16 protein-coding genes and 3 pseudogenes are annotated in these 16,913 nt (G+C 52.5%); 5 read left to right on the top strand and 14 right to left on the bottom strand.

The features are described 5' to 3' along the window. Nucleotides 1-835 (top strand): annotated as a pseudogene (locus RC73_RS18800) (IS4 family transposase); the annotation flags it as partial. A 230-nt stretch (nucleotides 836-1,065) separates the two neighbouring features. Then, nucleotides 1,066-1,524 (top strand): universal stress protein, encoded by a 459-nt coding sequence (locus RC73_RS18795; protein ID WP_039036061.1) that lies wholly within the window; start codon nucleotides 1,066-1,068, stop codon nucleotides 1,522-1,524. Between the two features lie 10 nt (nucleotides 1,525-1,534). On the opposite strand, the gene RC73_RS18790 is transcribed toward RC73_RS18795, so the two are convergent. From RC73_RS18790 to RC73_RS18750, 9 genes are all read right to left on the bottom strand, one after another. Next, entirely contained in the window at nucleotides 1,535-2,815 is a 1,281-nt protein-coding gene (locus RC73_RS18790; protein WP_039036060.1) for a winged helix-turn-helix domain-containing protein, read from the bottom strand. 171 nt (nucleotides 2,816-2,986) lie between these two features. Beyond that, nucleotides 2,987-3,826 (bottom strand): ABC transporter permease subunit, encoded by an 840-nt coding sequence (locus RC73_RS18785; RefSeq protein ID WP_052248299.1) that lies wholly within the window; start codon nucleotides 3,824-3,826, stop codon nucleotides 2,987-2,989. Beyond that, on the bottom strand, nucleotides 3,826-4,737 hold the full coding sequence (locus tag RC73_RS18780; RefSeq protein ID WP_052248298.1) for an ABC transporter ATP-binding protein: 912 nt from the start codon (nucleotides 4,735-4,737) through the stop codon (nucleotides 3,826-3,828). Before RC73_RS18780 ends, RC73_RS18785 begins: the two co-directional genes overlap by 1 nt. Then, nucleotides 4,724-6,028, bottom strand: a complete 1,305-nt coding sequence (gene nosD, locus RC73_RS18775) for a nitrous oxide reductase family maturation protein NosD (protein WP_052248297.1) — start codon at nucleotides 6,026-6,028, stop codon at nucleotides 4,724-4,726. Before nosD ends, RC73_RS18780 begins: the two co-directional genes overlap by 14 nt. 5 nt (nucleotides 6,029-6,033) lie before the next feature. Then, nucleotides 6,034-6,534 carry a nitrous oxide reductase accessory protein NosL gene (locus tag RC73_RS18770; RefSeq protein WP_039036059.1) on the bottom strand — a complete coding sequence of 167 codons (501 nt, stop codon included), beginning with the start codon at nucleotides 6,532-6,534 and terminating at the stop codon, nucleotides 6,034-6,036. Between the two features lie 76 nt (nucleotides 6,535-6,610). Then, on the bottom strand, nucleotides 6,611-7,264 hold the full coding sequence (locus tag RC73_RS18765) for a tetratricopeptide repeat protein (protein WP_039036058.1): 654 nt from the start codon (nucleotides 7,262-7,264) through the stop codon (nucleotides 6,611-6,613). An 11-nt stretch (nucleotides 7,265-7,275) separates the two neighbouring features. Then, the gene (locus tag RC73_RS18760) at nucleotides 7,276-8,028 is read right to left on the bottom strand and encodes an FKBP-type peptidyl-prolyl cis-trans isomerase (RefSeq protein WP_039036057.1); all 753 of its coding nucleotides are present in this window, start codon (nucleotides 8,026-8,028) and stop codon (nucleotides 7,276-7,278) included. A 38-nt stretch (nucleotides 8,029-8,066) separates the two neighbouring features. After that, on the bottom strand, nucleotides 8,067-8,453 hold the full coding sequence (locus RC73_RS18755; RefSeq protein WP_226684573.1) for a rhodanese-like domain-containing protein: 387 nt from the start codon (nucleotides 8,451-8,453) through the stop codon (nucleotides 8,067-8,069). A 113-nt stretch (nucleotides 8,454-8,566) separates the two neighbouring features. Next, on the bottom strand, nucleotides 8,567-10,603 hold the full coding sequence (locus RC73_RS18750; protein WP_039036055.1) for a cytochrome c: 2,037 nt from the start codon (nucleotides 10,601-10,603) through the stop codon (nucleotides 8,567-8,569). Between the two features lie 391 nt (nucleotides 10,604-10,994). Between RC73_RS18750 and RC73_RS18745 the strand changes: the two genes are divergently transcribed. Genes RC73_RS18745 through RC73_RS18735 form a run of 3 tightly spaced genes read left to right on the top strand, consistent with a single transcriptional unit; the run spans nucleotide 10,995 to nucleotide 13,910 of the window. Continuing rightward, nucleotides 10,995-12,923, top strand: coding sequence for a heme lyase CcmF/NrfE family subunit (locus RC73_RS18745; RefSeq protein WP_052248295.1), 1,929 nt, complete (start codon nucleotides 10,995-10,997; stop codon nucleotides 12,921-12,923). Then, entirely contained in the window at nucleotides 12,916-13,314 is a 399-nt protein-coding gene (locus RC73_RS18740; RefSeq protein ID WP_052248294.1) for a cytochrome c-type biogenesis protein, read from the top strand. The genes RC73_RS18745 and RC73_RS18740 overlap by 8 nt, the downstream gene beginning before the upstream one ends. Continuing rightward, nucleotides 13,311-13,910 (top strand): TlpA family protein disulfide reductase, encoded by a 600-nt coding sequence (locus RC73_RS18735; RefSeq protein ID WP_039036054.1) that lies wholly within the window; start codon nucleotides 13,311-13,313, stop codon nucleotides 13,908-13,910. Before RC73_RS18740 ends, RC73_RS18735 begins: the two co-directional genes overlap by 4 nt. A gap of 136 nt (nucleotides 13,911-14,046) precedes the next feature. Here the strand turns inward: RC73_RS18735 and RC73_RS21525 are convergent, their stop codons facing one another. From RC73_RS21525 to RC73_RS18715, 5 genes and pseudogenes are all read right to left on the bottom strand, one after another. Next, nucleotides 14,047-14,553: an HlyD family efflux transporter periplasmic adaptor subunit gene (locus tag RC73_RS21525; RefSeq protein ID WP_251767440.1), complete on the bottom strand. Its 507-nt coding sequence runs from the start codon at nucleotides 14,551-14,553 to the stop codon at nucleotides 14,047-14,049. A 345-nt stretch (nucleotides 14,554-14,898) separates the two neighbouring features. After that, nucleotides 14,899-15,553 (bottom strand): annotated as a pseudogene (locus RC73_RS20925) (IS30 family transposase); the annotation flags it as partial. 105 nt (nucleotides 15,554-15,658) lie between these two features. Then, complete coding sequence (locus RC73_RS18720) at nucleotides 15,659-15,997, bottom strand: hypothetical protein (RefSeq protein ID WP_039036053.1); 339 nt, start codon at nucleotides 15,995-15,997, stop codon at nucleotides 15,659-15,661. A 249-nt stretch (nucleotides 15,998-16,246) separates the two neighbouring features. Beyond that, nucleotides 16,247-16,462 carry a Blp family class II bacteriocin gene (locus tag RC73_RS19965; protein ID WP_052248293.1) on the bottom strand — a complete coding sequence of 72 codons (216 nt, stop codon included), beginning with the start codon at nucleotides 16,460-16,462 and terminating at the stop codon, nucleotides 16,247-16,249. Between the two features lie 80 nt (nucleotides 16,463-16,542). Then, a pseudogene (locus RC73_RS18715) lies at nucleotides 16,543-16,872 on the bottom strand (ATP-binding cassette domain-containing protein); the annotation flags it as partial. Nucleotides 16,873-16,913 lie beyond the last annotated feature (41 nt).

Raw genomic sequence — 16,913 nt, 5'->3', positions numbered from 1 at the left:
GTATGAGCGTACTTTCAAGTTTGCCGACTACAATGCTCCCCGCAGCCATAACGCCTTCTTGGCTGAGTTGGCACAGGTGCTGCCGTCCCATGTGTGTCCACTGATTGTCACCGATGCGGGTTACCGCAATACCTAGTTTCGGGAGGTGGAACGATATGGTTGGTTTTGGCTTGGCCGTGTCCGTGGGAATGTCGGCTTTCTCCTGGCCAATCATGCCCAATGGCAGTCGAATAAGTCGCTTTATCCCTCCGCCACGGCGAAAGCCCGGCATATTGGTTACGTAAAACTGGGACGAAAATCGCCTATGTGCTGTCATTTACATCTGTACAAGGCTGCGCCGAAACATCGAGCCGACAAGCGGTCATCCAAAGCAGGACGCAATCATACGGCACAACAAAGTTACCGTCTTGGCAGTAAAGAGCCTTGGTTACTGGCAACCAACTTGCCTACGGAGGCGTTCTCGTCAACGCAGGTGGTCAAACTTTATGCCAGACGGATGCAGATAGAAGAAACCTTTCGCGACCTCAAAAGTCCCCAATACGGCATGGGACTCAGGCAAAGCCGCAGTCGTTGTCCACGCCGTTATGATGTGTTGTTGCTGATAGCTTTGTTGGCAGAAATCCTGCTTTGGTGCATCGGTCTGGCAGACAGGCATCTGGGATGGCAGCGGAGATTTCAAGCCAATACGATACGTGACAGAAACGTGCTATCTGTGCTCAGACTCGGCAAAGAAGTGAGACGACGTCCGGAATACTCAATCAAAGAATCGCATTTTCGCTGGGCTTGGGGTGAATTTCTTAAACTGGTTAACACCTCTGGGAGGCCCGAATTATGAGGGGATCCTCCAGACCCCGAATTTAAGACCATGACATTGATGAGATTTCCAATACACTAGAGCCAATGGAGATCTCAACATGAAGAAACGTTACACCGAAGAACAATCATCAAGGCCATCAAACAGCATGAGGCACCAGCGAATATCTCCCCTGAACGCCAGATTTGTACCTGGCCAAGACTGGCTTAAACTTAAAGAAATGGCCAACGCCGAGTAAAAGGAGATGCATCATGCGTACCCGACAAATCCTCTGTCCGGTCGACTTCTCTGAAGAATCCGAACACGCCCTGGAATATGCCATAGAGTTGGCGGCGCTCTATAAAGTGAAGCTGAGGCTGCTGCATGTGATAAGCAAAGCCTATGGCGAAGACATTACCACTCTACCCCATCACGAAGAGAACTTCGGCATAGTGGCCGTGACCCAAGCGCAGTTGCAGCAACATATGCAGGCCTATGCTTCAGAAAAAATCCAAGCTCTGTTGCAGCAGTTGCATCCAGAGCAGCAGCTCGAGGTGCTTATCCGCCGCGGCAGCGCTGCCGGCCAAATCCTCGAAGAGGCCGAGAGCGCCAATGTCGGCATGATAGTTCTCGGCTGTCATCAACGCACTGCGCTGGCCCATTGGCTGCTGCCCAGTGTCGCCGAGGAGATTATCAACAAGGCCAAGTGCCCTGTGATGGTAGTAAAGTAACCTTATCGGCTCAGAGTTTCACTTCACTGTAAGTGGTCCAGGCCAGCAAATTACCCATCTGCGGCACTATCCAAACCGCTGTCTTGTGATCCTGATAGACCCGGAAGTAGTAGATCTCCTCATCACGGATATCGTCTTTACGGATCTCGCGGTAGAAGTGCATCGCTGAGTCACTGACATTGTCCGGCTTGATGAGCTCTTTCTGATTCACTTTCACCTGGAACACATCCACCAAGGTGCCGGAAATCTCAGTGCGGTACTGGTGAAAATGGCCCCGCAGTTGATACTTTATCGGTGTGGTGATGCAATCCTGATCGGTAACACAAGCCGATGAATAAAACTGCCCCGAGTCTTTACTGTCGTAAACCAAGGATAGGCTGAGATCGGTACGCACCAAGAGTTCACCGGCAACCGGGAAATAGATATCCGCATGGTAGTTGTGCTCAACCAACTCGGCATTGTCTACCGCCGGTGGCAAAATAATACGGTTGTAGCGGATCCGTCGCTCCATCTCCTTACTCAGGGGCACAAACTCCTTCATGCTAAGACCGGCAGGTTTGGGATCTATGGCGGTGATATTGATGATACCATCGCCGTCACAGCCGGTTTCATCGGCACTGGGACAGATGGCAAAGGAGTAATTACGCCCATCCGAAGAGGCATAAGCGCTGAAATGCTTCAATCCGGGGATCTGATTTCCCTCAGGCGTCAGGTGCTTTTGCCACATGGAAGGATGCAGCTGCTTGGCCTCATCGCTGTAAAACAACTGCGCCGAGGCCAGCGTGCCGCCCACATTCAAGGGCAACTGCTTGTCGGCCCGCCAATGGCTCACCTGCTTGACCATCTCATGATAGTCACTGTAGTACCAGAAGAAGCCCACCAGCCCCAACAACAACAAAATCCCCAGGAGCTTTATCTTGAGCGACACACTCACCAAGGCAGTGCGGATAGCTTCACCATCTGAGATAGCCAGCATATGCACGTGCGACTGCTCGGAAATATTCAGCTGATAGCCACGGCGGGCAACCGTCTTGAGCTGAATTTCAGGATAGGGTTCCAGCTTTTTTCTGAGAATACTGATGCATTGAGTCAGAGAGGTCAGCGCCACCACCCGCTCCGGCCAACCTACAGCCAGCAATTCTTCTTTTCCAAACACGTTTCCCGGGGCAGATAACAGGTGTGACAATACCTGAGCCTCAGAAAACGACAGGACGATTTCTGAACCATCGCGTTGATCCAGCAAGTGTTTTGCCTTGGTATCCAACGCCAAATAGGGAGTCAGCTGTTGCATTGGCACTCCGAAAAGTCACTCCAGAAGATTTGACTGCCCCCATCAATGGGGGCCTGAGGATAGGTTATGAGTTTAACCTGAGTGCAACAGATAGAATGTGACAGCTATATCAATTAACAATTTGTTTTTGTTAAACAAAAATATCTAATACAGCAGACTCCAATAGCAGATTTAAAGTGGCCGACGCTGAAAACTGTAGCGGCACAGCCAAGATAACAACAACAGCCAGCCAAAGAGTATTCCCAGTAACCAGGGCCAGGTCGGCACACCACTGGCCAAGCCCAGAACACTTTGATTGAGCAGCCGAAACACACTGGCCGGGTTCAGCAGCATCAGCCACTGCAATCCCGCCTGACCAAGGGTATCGGCCGCTACCACGGCCAATACCAGTAAGGCCAGATCATAGAGCAGCACCAGCAGCAGCCAAAGCAGCATTAGCAGCGCCAGTGCCTGAGCCTTCTGTTTAACCTGCATGCTGACCCAGTAGCCTAACAGCATAAACACCAACCCGAGCAACCAGGCGCTGGCCAGCAAAAGGGTCAGAGCCGCGGGTAACTCAACTGTACGGTATTCCTGAGCCAGTAGCGGCAGTAACCCCAAAGGCAAGCCAAACCCCAGCAACAAAGCCAGCAGCAAGGCGCCGCCCTGCCCCATCAGTTTACCGGCCAACCACTGACTGCGGCTCAAAGGGTAAGTCAGCAGTAATAACAAGGTGCCGGCTTCGGCCTCCCCTACCACGGCATCGAAACTCAATAGCAGCGCCAGCAGCGGCACCAGGAAGACACTTAAGGTTAAAAGAGAATTGAACAGCTGCGGCAGCGCCTGCCAGCGAAACTCACCGCCTAAGGCCCCGGCGCCGAAAATAACTGCCGCCGCCAACAGGGCAAATAAACAGCAAGCCGTTTGCAGCCAGCGGCTCCGCAGGCAATCTTTGAACTCTTTGGCGGCTACAATAAATAACGGATTAGGCCGCTGAGATGTCAATGCTTCATTTTCTCTGACCAGTTGCATCAGGCGGCCTCCCCGAATCTTTTGGGCGCAACATTTCGGCGATTTGAGTCAGACGGTGCCATAAAATGATGAAATAGTTCACCGAGCGAGGCCGGAGGCAACTGAAAGTCAAAGCAGCGGTATTGCTCCGTCAGTACGGCTATCGCATCCGGCACGCTGGCCTTAGCCAGTTTCAACCGGCCAGCGGAAAAACTCGGCCCCAGCACGGGATCGCCACTGAGCTCCAGCCGAGATGGCAACAGGATCTCTTGTGGTAAGTCAGCCTCTTGCCTCAGGTTATCCAAGCTTCCCAACGCCCGCATCCGGCCATTTGCCAACATGAGCGCCAAATCAAGATGCGGCTCAACCAAAGCCAGCTCATGGGTGCAAACCACTATGGTGCAGCCCTGCTGTTTCAGCGCCGCCAATTGAGCATACATGAGTGCCGAGGCCGAGGGGTCCAGGCCTACTGTCGGTTCATCGAGCAACAGTAATCTGGGGCGGCTCAGTAGTGCCTGCGCCAACCCAAGTCGCTGTCTTTGCCCCTTGGAGCACTGTCCCAACCTGCGTTTCACCAAGCCATCCAGTTCAAACTCAACCAGCAGCTCTTTGACCCTGGCCGCGTCTATACCCTTGAGCCCGGCAAAATAATTCAGCAGTTCGCCCAAAGGCATATTGTCGTAGAAACTGACATTCTCCGGCAGATACCCCACCTGCATAGGGCTTTCACCGGCGGCCTTACCGAGAATCTTCAGCTCGCCACCGGCAGGTTTAAGCAGCCCCAACAGCAGTTTGATCAGGGTCGATTTGCCGGCACCATTATGGCCCAGCAGCGCCAGTAACTTACCCTGGGGCAGCTGCAAACTGATATTCTCCAGCACAGGCCTGTCGCCACGAACATAGGCCAGTTGCCGACAATCAATGCTGGGCATAGCGGGTCTCCTCGTCACTCGGTTGCGAATTGGTTGTCATTTCTCGCTTCGTCTGAATCTCAATGGGTTGCAGCAAAGGAAAACTGTCGCGAATGCCGATATCCTCGGCCAGAGCCAACTGGCGCTGCAGCCAGCGCAGCAGGAGCACCACTGGGCTGTCCATCAACCATCTGGCCTCTGGATAAAGCCAAAACAGCCTGTCCAGGGCATCGTTGGGCAGATAGGGAGTATCACCTATGTCATCACCATCGAGATCCCAGCCCTGATAACTGCTCCAATAATTACCCTGTCCCATAAGGCTCCACTCCTGCGACTTACTGCCGACGTAACGCACCTGAGTCAGATTGTTTTCTATGTTGTTGCGCCACAGGCTATTACCTTCACCGCCCAAAGCGACACTTATGCCGGTATCACTGTCACTGAAATGGTTATGGCTGATGCGGTTGTCGGCGGCACCATAGATAAACAGCCCCTTACCTTCACTGGCAATAGCGGGATCGCCCTTGGGGTTGTGAATAGTCGTCACCCGGTTATGATGCACCTCGCTCTGCTGAGTCACATTGAGCAAGATACCAAAATCGATTGCGGCGCTGACTTGATTATGTTCCAGGGTGATCCCCTTGGAGCTCATCAGCGCATAGCCACCCTGTAACCATTTGGCGTTGTTGTTCCAGGCGCTGTCATTGCGGGTGTACATGTAGTGAATGCCATATTGCTGGAGGCTGAATTGATTGTGGCTGACCTGGCTGGCGTCGACGTTTTCCAGATAAATACCGTCGCGCACCGAAGCTATCTGATTGTGGTGCAGTTCGGGGGCCTCAACATATTTGAGAAAGATGCCGTCACCTCTGTCCAGCAGATAACGCCTGTCGTCACCGCTGATACGGCAATATTCCACTTCCGGACGCTTGAGCTGCTCGCCATGAATGCCAAATCCAGGCCCAGACAGCTCAAGCTGCAACAAGCGGACATCATCGGCCCCCGGCAACAGACGCACCCCGGAATCATGTTCATAGAGATCGCTGCCCCAGTTACGTATCTCAAGCCCCTGCAGGCGCACGCCTGCAGCCTTGATGGTCACGGCGCTACCTTTACCACCGGCATCGATTATAGTGCCGGGCTCGCCGACAATGGCGATCGCCTTGTCGATCATCAGCGGCCCCACATACTCGGCGGCAGAGAGAGTCAGTACCTCGCCTTCTCTCAGTGCATCTATACGTGCCTGCAGCGGGTTTTGGCTGCCAAGGCAGCCAAACGAGAGCAGCATCAGGGCCAGCAGGGTGCGTAACATCAACCTCAGTCGGCTCCTTCCAGCAGTTCCAAGGTGATCTCCTCATAGGCCAGTACCCGGCCACCCCAGGCTTCGGCGAAAGCCTGCGCCGCTTCCTTGGTTGAAAATGGTGCAACCGCCGGCCCCATCACTCCCTTCTTGCTGGTGCCATAAACATACCAAGCAGTGGTAGCATCGATAAAGGCGTTGTCATCCGGCTGTTCCCAGTCGGTAGTACCCATGTCATGGACAAACATAGCCTTGATTCTGCGCTGGTTTTCCGGTTGCAACGCAAAGCTGAACATGTCACGGCTGGAGCAGAACTTGGGCACAGCATCACTGTCTTTGAGCATAAGTTGCCCCTTGGGTCCAGGGTATTTGGTGATCATCATGCCGCACATATGGCACTTGTCATGCTGTTCCAGATGCTGGGCGTGAGTTTCCTGATTGTGGCTCTGCGCCGGAGAGCATCCGGACAGCCCCATTAACAGGATGGGAATAGCGATAGCCAAAAGTGTCTTTTTCATCTTTCTCTCCAATCAACAGATTCAACACCTCGCCGGGGCCTTGCAGGGACAACCCATTGGGCGAGGGTTGAAAAAATCATTCGAGTCGGCTGCGGGCGTTGGCAATGGCATATTGCAACGCCTCACGGTCCAACTGCTCATTGCTACTGTCGAGCAGCAGTTGCCAATGGCCTATAGCCTCGGCATATCTTTGGTTAAGGAAGGCATCATTGGCCAGCAACAACCTGGTACCGGGATCGGCGTTATCCAGCGCCAGGGCCTGTTCGACCCAATCCTGGGATTCCGGCAGCCACTGGCGTTGATCTCGGTAATAGGCGGCTTCGGCCAACTGCCCCAGTAAGGCGGCACTCTTGCCCTGAAGTTGCAACTGCTGCTTCAAGGTAGCTACCGCATCCAGATACATGCCGCCGCGCACATAGGCCTGCGCCAGCTGTTGCATCAGGCTGGTGTCTTGTGGCGCCTCGGCACTGGCGCGCCGAAGCCGGACAATTTCGGCAGCCAACAGATAATCTATGCTGTCGTCGGCCTCGGCCAACTGCCAATCGTTATAACGGCCGGTATAGGAGTAAGTCCCAAGACTCAAACCTATGATCAGCAGCGGCAACAGACTCCAGTGCCATAGAGCCGGTACGCCCCTGTCTCCGCGGCAGGTTTGCCACTGATAAAGGGCAAACAGGCTCATAAATGCCAGACTCAGCAGGGCCAGTCCCAACCAAAGCGGGTTAGCCATAACGCCTCCTGTCAACCGTGGCCAGGCATTGGATACTTGCTGTCTTTACCCGGCTGCTCGACCTTGACCAGCTCGACTTCAAACACCAGAGTGGCCTGCGGCGGGATCACCCCGGGAGCCTGCTCGCCATAGGCCAGCTTGGCAGGGATCACAAAACGGAACTTGGAGCCTTCGGGCATGAGTCTCAGGCCCTCTTCCCAGCCGGGGATCACTGTCATCAGCGCAAAACGACCGGCGGCCTTGTTGGTACTGCTGTCCTCAAATACTGTGCCGTCGATAAGCTTGCCGACATAGTTGACCGTCACCACATCTTCAGGATTAGGCTTCTTGCCCTTACCCATGCTCAGCACTTCGTACTGCAAGCCACTGTCGGTGACCTTAACGCCGGACTTTTTCTTGTTCTCGGCCAGGAAAGCTTCGCCGGCCTTGAGGTTATCCTCAGCCAGTTTATCGAAGCGGGCCTCTCTTTCTTCATTGAGTACGATGGCGCGTTGATTCAGTAGATCCAGGATCTGTTCATCTGTCAGTTGCTGCTTGTCTTTAAGCGCATCGGTAAAGCCGGTAACCAGCAGCTCCATATTGACTTCGGCGCCCAGCTCCAACTGTTGATAAACCTGGCCCGATATATAGTTGCCTACAGAGGCACCCAGAGCGTAGGAGGTCTTGTCTGTCTCCGTCTTCAAGTCTGCCGCCAGTGCGGGCAGGCTCAGACAAAGAGAGAGGGAAATAGTAGTAGCAAGTTTTTGTAATTTCATGGTTTTCATCCTGCAATTTCTAAATTTAATGCCCAAATAATCTATTCTCAAGGACGCTCAATCGGTCGTCCCGAGATGCGCCAGCCATAGATACCATCCGGCATCTGTCTGACATCGGTATAACCCAGTTTCATCACCTCTCTGGCGGCCACGTTGCTGGCAGTACAGAGGCGGTTGGCACAGTAAAACACCATGGTGGTGTCCTTGTTTTCCGGCAACAAGGTCTTCCAGTTATTGACGTTGAAGTAGATGGCACCGGGAATGAAGCCATCACCCCATATCTCCAGGGTGTTGACGTCATAGAAGATCACCCCGGGCTGGCTGAGCAGCATCTCGGCCTCACGCATGGAGATCTGGTTGAGTATCTCTTCGTGGTAGGGAGCCGGAACCAGATCTCCGCCACCGCCTGCCAGCACCGCCGGTGCCGCAACCATAAATGCCAGCGGCAGCAGGGACTGTTTCAGCGCCTGTTTCAATGAGAGTCGAACTCGCATCTTTATCCTCCATTAAAGGCTCCGGACGAGCGCCCGGAGCCTGAGTTGCCAAATTACAGCGAGGCTGTCTTGGTGCCTTTGCCGTCAGCAATGGCTTCAGCCTGAGTCACATAAGTGACCGCTGCATCCATACGCTTGCGGGCATAACGGGGGGCGTGAACACCCCAGGAACCGTCTTTACGAATAAACTCGACTATGTCGCGAGCCTTGTCGGTCAACAGCAGTACCTGAGTCTTGTCTTCGATAGACAGTTTGTTCTTGGCGACCTTGCGATCGACACGCTTGAGCGCATCTTCCACTTTCGCCAGGCTGTCTTTGACAGGTGTCTGCCACTTCATGACCTTGCCGTAGATCTCTTTCTGATCCTTGAAGTGCAGGCCCTTGCTCAGCTCGGACTGGAACTGGCTGTGACAACCCTTACGCTCAACCACGTCGTGGTCAGAGATAGAGGTACGGGCACAGGTCCACATCAGGTCAAGATAGCCATGGCCATTCTCATCCTGAGCCACAGTCCAGCCTTTGGTGGTGGACTTACGAGGTTGACCTTCAGGAGGATTCAGAGTCTTGCGATCGGGGCTGACATCAATCTTCCACAGGTGAGACTTACGCACTGCGTCGAAGCCGGCCATATCCGGGTATTGAATCGCGGTGAAGTTTTCACAGCTACCCATGTTCGGCATGTGACAGCTGGTACAGCTGTTCTTGGCGTGAGTGCCGGTGTTGGCAGCCATTTCGGCCTGAACCTGGTGACAGTCAACACAGTCTTTCTTGATTGCTGGCTTGGTGTAACCGGATTTCCAGTCGTTACCTGTTACTTCATGTGGATCGTGACAGGTAGAACAACGCATGCCCTTGTCATAGTGAGAAGACATGAACATCTGTGAACCTTCGGTACCACAAGATGGGCAAGAAGACTTCATCTTGACGTTGAAGGCATATTCCAGCTTTTCCTTGCCTTGCTCGGTTTCGGCCAGTTCGTCAATATAGTTGAAACGCTGGTGACAACGTTCACAGTTGGAAGGCATACCGCCGCCGTTACCACCGTCCAGGTGACCACCCGCGCCGTGACACTCTTCACAAGCGATACCGCGGCTGATGGTGTGTTCCTGCAGTTTCTTGGGATCGCCAAGGGCATCCAGGTATTCCTGCTTGTTCTTGAAGTCAAACTTGAAGCTATGACACACTTCGCAGTAGGAGCTGGCAGGCTGGAACAGGAACTCTTTCTTATACTTGGCACCGTAGGAGGTCATACCCCACTGGTGAGAACCACTGGCGCCGAAGTCTTCCATCTTGGTTGGGAAGTCAGGAATAACCTTCTGAATCTTCTTGGCCATTTCCGGGGTCAACCATTCGGCCCAACCACGGGAGAATTGGTTACCACCGGCAACCATGGTACCTGTACCATCTTTCAGCAGACCGCCTTCAATGTGGTAGGAACCACGCACCAGGAAGCTATCGATATAGCCATACTTGGTTCTTGGAGTACCTACAGTGGCGTAAATAGCATCCGGAGTAATGCCGTCCGGCAATATGGAAGCATCAGAACCATACAGCTTTTTCTTCAGATCATTGTCCACTTCCGGATGCTCACCGGGGAAACGTATGGTCTGGGCGTGACGGGAACGCTGCCACTTCTCATACTGCACCGCATGACACTCACCACACTTCTCAGGGCCAACAAACTTATTGGGGAAGTCAAGAATAGACTTGGCAGCCAAACGATATTGCACCGCAGAAGGGCGTCCCACCCGTTTGCTGTACTTCTGGCTGTTACCTTGATCCATGTATTCTTCACCGCGGTCACTGACCTTATACATACCAATGAGGCGGCCTTCTTCCTGATACTTGAACACAGGGTGATTCTGGAACAGGTAATCGAACAGCTCTTTCTCCTGAACGATATAATCCTGCAGTGTTTTGACGCCGTTTACCTTTTCCATGCCGTTGGGATTGGCGATCACTTTTTGTGCCGACTCTCCCATCTGCTTATTGCCGTGACCTGGTTTATCTGCCGCGAGCGCACCAGCCCCGCTGACGGCAGTTAAACAAAACAACATACTGAGTGTTGTCCTTTGTTGCCATCGTCTCATCATATACTCCTGAATTTGTCGTCGGTTATTTCACAAACGAACTTGTTATTGCCGGCTTGACCGGTCACGACTCATTCTTCATATGTGCAAGGACAAAAATCTGCGCCAGAGCACAGCCCGCCCCCGCTTGAGAACTCAAGAAAGCAACAACTTACATTTATCTTTTAAAACAATAACTTTAATCTTCAACCACAGAACTATTCAGTTCTTTTTTTGAGCGTTTCACTTCTCAAAAAACCTCAAAACCCCGGCTGAAAATTGAAAAATGCCGCGCCGGCAAATATAGGCAAATAAAGGCGTGACAGATCACAGAGCCAAAGAAGTAATAACCCTAGTCTCAGTGCCATAGATCCATTCCCGGGGCTTCCCGGCAAAACAAAAGAGAGCGGCCATGTTTTCCATCACCATGTTGCCCGAACTGGGACACTTCCTGCTGATCCTGAGCGGCAGTTGTGCCTTATTTGGCGCCTTGCTTGCGCTGCTCAAATATCGCATTCCTCGGTTCGAATGGCCGCTGCGACCGCTGTTGCTGGGGCAAGCGCTTGGGCTGACCGGCGCCGTACTCATGCTGGCACTGGCGTTTATCCTCAACGACTTCTCTGTGGCTTATGTGGCCAACAACTCCAACTCGGCCCTGCCGCTGTTTTATAAAGTGGCCGCAGTTTGGGGCAGCCATGAAGGGTCTTTGCTGTTTTGGATGACAGTAATGGCACTATGGGCCTGGCTGGGACTACAGAGGCGCTCGCAAGATCACAACTATCTGTTGATGCTGCACGGCAGTTGTTCAGCGATTCTCAGCGGCTTTATCTTCTTTATGTTGCTGTACGCCAACCCCTTTGCCCGTCTACTACCGGAAGTGCCGATAGAGGGACGCGATCTCAGCCCCATGCTGCAGGACATAGGCCTTATCCTGCACCCGCCGCTGCTGTTTCTCGGTTATGCAGGCCTTGGGATCTGTTTTTGTATTGCGCTGGCATTGCTTGTCAGCCAAAAGTTCAGCGCCGCCCGCCTTGGCAGGCTCAAGCGCCATCTGCTGCTGACCTGGGTGTTTCTCACCGCAGGTAATGCCCTGGGCTCCTGGTGGGCCTATAACGAATTGGGGTGGGGCGGATGGTGGTTCTGGGATCCTGTGGAAAATGCCGCCTTTATTCCCTGGCTGGTGACCACAGGCGCGCTACACTGCTTGCTGATCAAAAACCACAACCCCTTGGCCCAGCTCTCGGCCCTGGCGCTGGTGCTGCTGGGCTTCAGTCTGTGTCTGCTGGGTACCTTTATTGTTCGCTCCGGCATTATTCAGTCTGTACATGCGTTTGCTGCCGATCCGGAGCGAGGAGTCATCATACTCCTGTTACTGCTACTTTATGGTGGCGCCGGATTCACCCTATTTGGCCTCAGATGTCGCCATCACTGGCAGCCGGGCAAGCTGGCACCACTTGGCCGGGACGGTCAGCTGTTGCTCGGTAGCCTGATCCTGCTGACCATGGCGCTGACTACCTTGCTGGGCACCCTTTACCCACTTTTCTATCAGGCAATTGGCCTGGGAAGTCTGTCAGTAGGGGCGCCCTACTTTAATACCCTGTTTGTGCCCATGCTGGCGCTGCTGCTCTTGCCCATGGCGATAAGCACCCTGCCGTATATGGCGCCGAGGCGCCTGGGGCTACTGGCGCTGGTCACTGTAATTGCGACCGCACTGGCGCTGTTTTTTAAAGGCAGGCTCGACCCTTGGTTACTGGCAGGCGGTGCGATGAGCCTCTTTCTACTCTGCACTCTGCTGCTTTATCTGTTGCCGCTGGGCCAGATTGCCGGCAAACGCCGCAGTATTCCCATGCTGTTGGCTCACACCGGCCTTCTTATCAGCATCATGGGCGCGACCGGAGTCAGTTGTTTCGAGCAGCACTCTCTGCTGCGTATGGGGCCGGGCCAAGGCAGCATTCTGGGTGACTACACCTTTATCTATGAGCAAACCCGCTTGCTGGACAAACCTGCCTACAGAGGTGAACAGGCCGTGATTCGGGTAGAGCACAATGAGCAACTGCTTACTTACCTTTATCCGGAACGCCAGGAATTCAACTCCAACGGCATGTCACTGTCCCAGGCTGCTATCCACCGTGGGGCCTTTGGTGATCTCTATGTCTCCATGGGCACCCAACTGAGCGATGAAGAATTTTTGGTGCGCCTCAGCATCAAACCATTGGTGAGTTGGATCTGGCTCGGTGGTGCCTTGATGGCCATTGGTGGCCTACTGGCCCTCGGAAACCGACGTCAACGCCGGCCGCAAACCGATTTATTAACCGCCTCAGGGAGACTTCAACATGATTAAGCTAATGCTACTTGGATTATGGCTCAGCTTTGCTTGCGCCGAAGCCCAGGCGACCGACATGGATATAGCCCGTCTCAGCATAGATATTTCCAAAGAACTGCGCTGCCCCATGGCCACCAACCAAAACCTGTTTGAGTCGGAAACCGCCATTGCCAGTGAGCTCAAAGCACAGATCTACTTGATGCTGCAGCAGGGCAAGAGCCGGGAGCAGATCCTCGAATTTATGGTAGAACGCTATGGCGAGCAGATCCGTTATCAACCCTCGCTGAACGCAGGCACAGCACTGCTATGGCTGGGACCTGTCATCTTGTTACTGGTATTGCCCGGCATGCTGCTGTTTTTCGGCCGCAGCAACAATCCATCCCCACACGATCAGGAGAATCCATCTTGAGATCTTATTTGCTTCTATGTCTCGCCCTATTGCTGCCGCTATCGGCCCAAGGGGGCATAATGCAGCACAAGGCTTATCACACAGGGGAACCTGTACCAAACAAGCCTATGATTATGCGTGAATTTGTTGAAATGCAGCACGCCAGAAAGGTGGCCAAGGTGACCTTTGCCGATCTACAGGGTAACCCCAAGACCTTGGCTGAATACCAAGGACGTATGGTGCTGCTGAATCTTTGGGCCAGCTGGTGTCCACCCTGTCTGCGTGAGATGCCGGCGCTGGCCAAGCTACGCAGCAAACTGCAGGGCAGCAGTATCCAAATAGTGCCGCTGTCGATAGATGAAGATCCGGCTGCTGTGGCACCTTTTCTGGCCAAGCATGAACTCAAGTTGGATGACAGCTGGATAGACAGCAAAAAAGAGATAGAGAAGATCATGCCGGCCAATGTGGTTCCGGCGACTTATGTTTTTGATCCCAATGGGAACTTAGTCGGCTTTATCCGCGGCTATCTGGACTGGGACGACCCGGATATCGCCGACTATCTGTTGCGCTTTGCCGCCAAGTATCAAACGCTGGCCCAAAGCAAAGCGAAACAGTAAATAGTGCAACCGTCCCGGAGCATCTCCCCAAGTCACTCCGGGCAACTCTTTGGCAAAGAACCATGTGACTTCTCCGCCCACACTTTTTGCCCGCTTTCCCGTCACGCACGCCTCTTTTGTCGGGAAAGCCTTTTTCTCAGAAACGATCGAAACTCACCTCTACCGGAACCCCCTCAATCGCCAAAGGCAGATTCTGATGCAAAGCAAGCGTAATCTTGAGTGCCGGTTTGTCCCCGTCAAAAGGACCGGACAGCTGCTTGGGCACCTTGCCCACTAACTGGGTCGGCTCTTTGATTTCGGCGCGGATTAGGGTGCCATTGGGCAATTTGACACTGGCCTGCTGCCCCTGAGCAACATAGTCAAGATACTCAGGCGCCAGATAACATACCACCACAGGCTGTGCCCGCCCCGATAACCAAAGCATAGGCTGCTGCTCGGCTATGGCTTCCCCCCGCTGCACCAAAACATCGGCTACCCGGCCGGCAAACGGCGCCTGCAAGGTCAATTGCTGACGTTTGGCTTGCAGCTCCGCCAGCTTTAACAACAGGCTGTTGCGGCTCTGGGCTATTACACCAGCCTCCCGTTCTTGTTGTTGCAACTGCCTTTGCTGCAACAACTCAGCCCGGGCCTGTTCCAGCGCCATTCTGGCACTGGTATGGGCTTGCATCACTGCCGCCATATCTGCAGTGGGAACCACCCCTTGCTTACGGAATGACTCAAACTGCGACAGTAGTTCATCCTGACGCTTTACTCCCTGTTCAGCCACCAATATCCGCTGTTCAAGTTGCCCCAAAATAGCCTGATCCTGTGCCTGCGATGGCGGTGTCAGCTCGGCCAACTGGCGCTGTAACTCGTCAATGCTGGCGTCCAGACCGGCATCGGCTATGCGCCCGAGCGCCTGACCCGGCTCCACCTGAGAACCAGGCCGCACTGAAAGCTCCAATAATCTGCCCTTCTGCATAGCCCGCATCTCCAGCGGCTCATAGCCTCGATATTTCCACAGCATGCTAACCATTGCCCGAGCCACATCGGCTGCGCTTTTCGCTGGCACTTTGCGTATCAGGTACAGCTTACTTTTTCGCTCAACCAGGCTGACAATCGCGCCCGTACCTTGCTTGCCCAGAACCGTGTCAGCTTCCCAGTCTCCGCACCGCTTTTTTCTTGTTCACGATAGCGGGACGATGCTCTATGCCAACGCGATTCGGGATAATCACACGCTTCGCGCGGTTACCTTTACGGTATCTTCGGTGACTCTGGCGTAGCTGTTTGTACAACTTGCCGCCGCATAATTTATCACGCTGGACATAGCCATAAATACACTCGTGACTGACGTTATATCCGATGATTTTACCGACACCAGCTATTTGTTCCGGACTCCACTTCTCATTGAGACCGAACTCAACAAAGGTGATGGTCAGTCCAGGCACTCTAGACTTCGCGGACTGACTACGGCGTTTTAATGCCTTCGCCTGAGCGACTTCCGGCAAGTAATGGTTATCCCGAATTCGATTGCGATTTACTTCCCGGCTGATTGTGCTGTGACTTACTTTCAGACGTTTTCCCATCTCCCAATAACTGAAACCCTCGCGTAAATTGGCCTCAATCTGGTATCGTTGTCCCTCGATCAACTGCTTGTAATTCATGGTAACTACTCATGTTTGTTTGGCGACGACAGAGTATCACCAACAGGCAGTTGATCTCTCCTAACCGTTTAACCATGAGTGGTGCACTTATTATTTGAATTCTGGTTACCCCAAAAACTCAACATTAATCGTTGCATTACTGAGAATAAGCTTTTCCGTTCGTGATAGAACCCACAAGCTTGTTGTATTATTGCTTACAAACCCATCACCTAAAACAGCCTGATAAAAAACCTTATCCCTTAAAACTATGATGTCATCATCTTGATAAAGTAAATCAAAGGATAAAATATCGCACCTTATTTTAAACCGCTCAAATACACTTTTATGGCTTTCACCTATATATAACTTTAAAGGCGAAGAATCTGACCATAAATTTTGCATAGACATGTAATCTGAGTTACCTATGAAATCGTAGTACTTATCAATAAAATCGCGAGCAATCATACCACCCCCTTAAAAGGTGCGAATCAAATATAGATATCGCACCTTAAATCACATGAAAATCAATACATTACTCGTTATACATTATATTTATCGCATACCTTTACTACAAAAATAGAGAGACTAGCCAAACATAGAGATAAAATGATAACTTCATTAAAACTTAAATAAGAAGCTGCCACACCAATTATTGTGGTCATTACGATTAATATAAGCCAAGTACGGTTTTTTTTCATAGTCCCGCCTTATTAACTATCTCATCATCTGGAGATATAACTGTGAACCTAGATATGCAATGCCACCAGAAATGCCACCCGCAAGAGCACCTGGCCCAGCCCCAATACCAGCTCCCGCTACAGAGCCAAACAGTCCACCAGCCAATGCTCCCCCAACAATTGCTGCACCAAGTTCGGCTCTGGAGTAACCACCAATTACCTGCTCAATTTCAGTCATAGTTAATTCTTGCATAATGCATTCCTTACATTAAACTTCTCAGTTGTGTTTGCTTGATGAACTCATCAAGCAACCTTTCAAAGGCACGGTCGGCCTCAAAACCTTGACCGTGCCTTTGACTTAAGCAGCTTTTCCCGTGAAGTAAATCCAAACTGCCTAAGTACCAAGCTACGCTCCTTGCTGCTGTAAAGATTCAGGGGTATGAAGTTGCCCATATGCATCACCAATACCCTATCTGCCTGTTTAATAGTTTCAGGACGATGTGCAACAATGACTCTGGTCATGGCAAGTTGCTTTATCTGCTCCCCTATACGTATTTCATTCATCACATCCAAATGACTGGTGGCCTCATCCATAAACAACAACTTAGGACTTTTATAAAGGGCTCTGGCAAGCAATAGTCGCTGAACCTGACCACCAGAAAACCAAATCTCTGGTACGGGAATGCATCAAATCTGAGTCTCGC

Source organism: Shewanella sp. ECSMB14102, from assembly GCF_000813075.1.
GTDB classification, from domain to species: Bacteria; Pseudomonadota; Gammaproteobacteria; order Enterobacterales; family Shewanellaceae; genus Shewanella; species Shewanella indica.
Note: the sequence above shows the minus strand (reverse complement) of the source record. Positions and strands in the feature narration are given on the sequence as shown.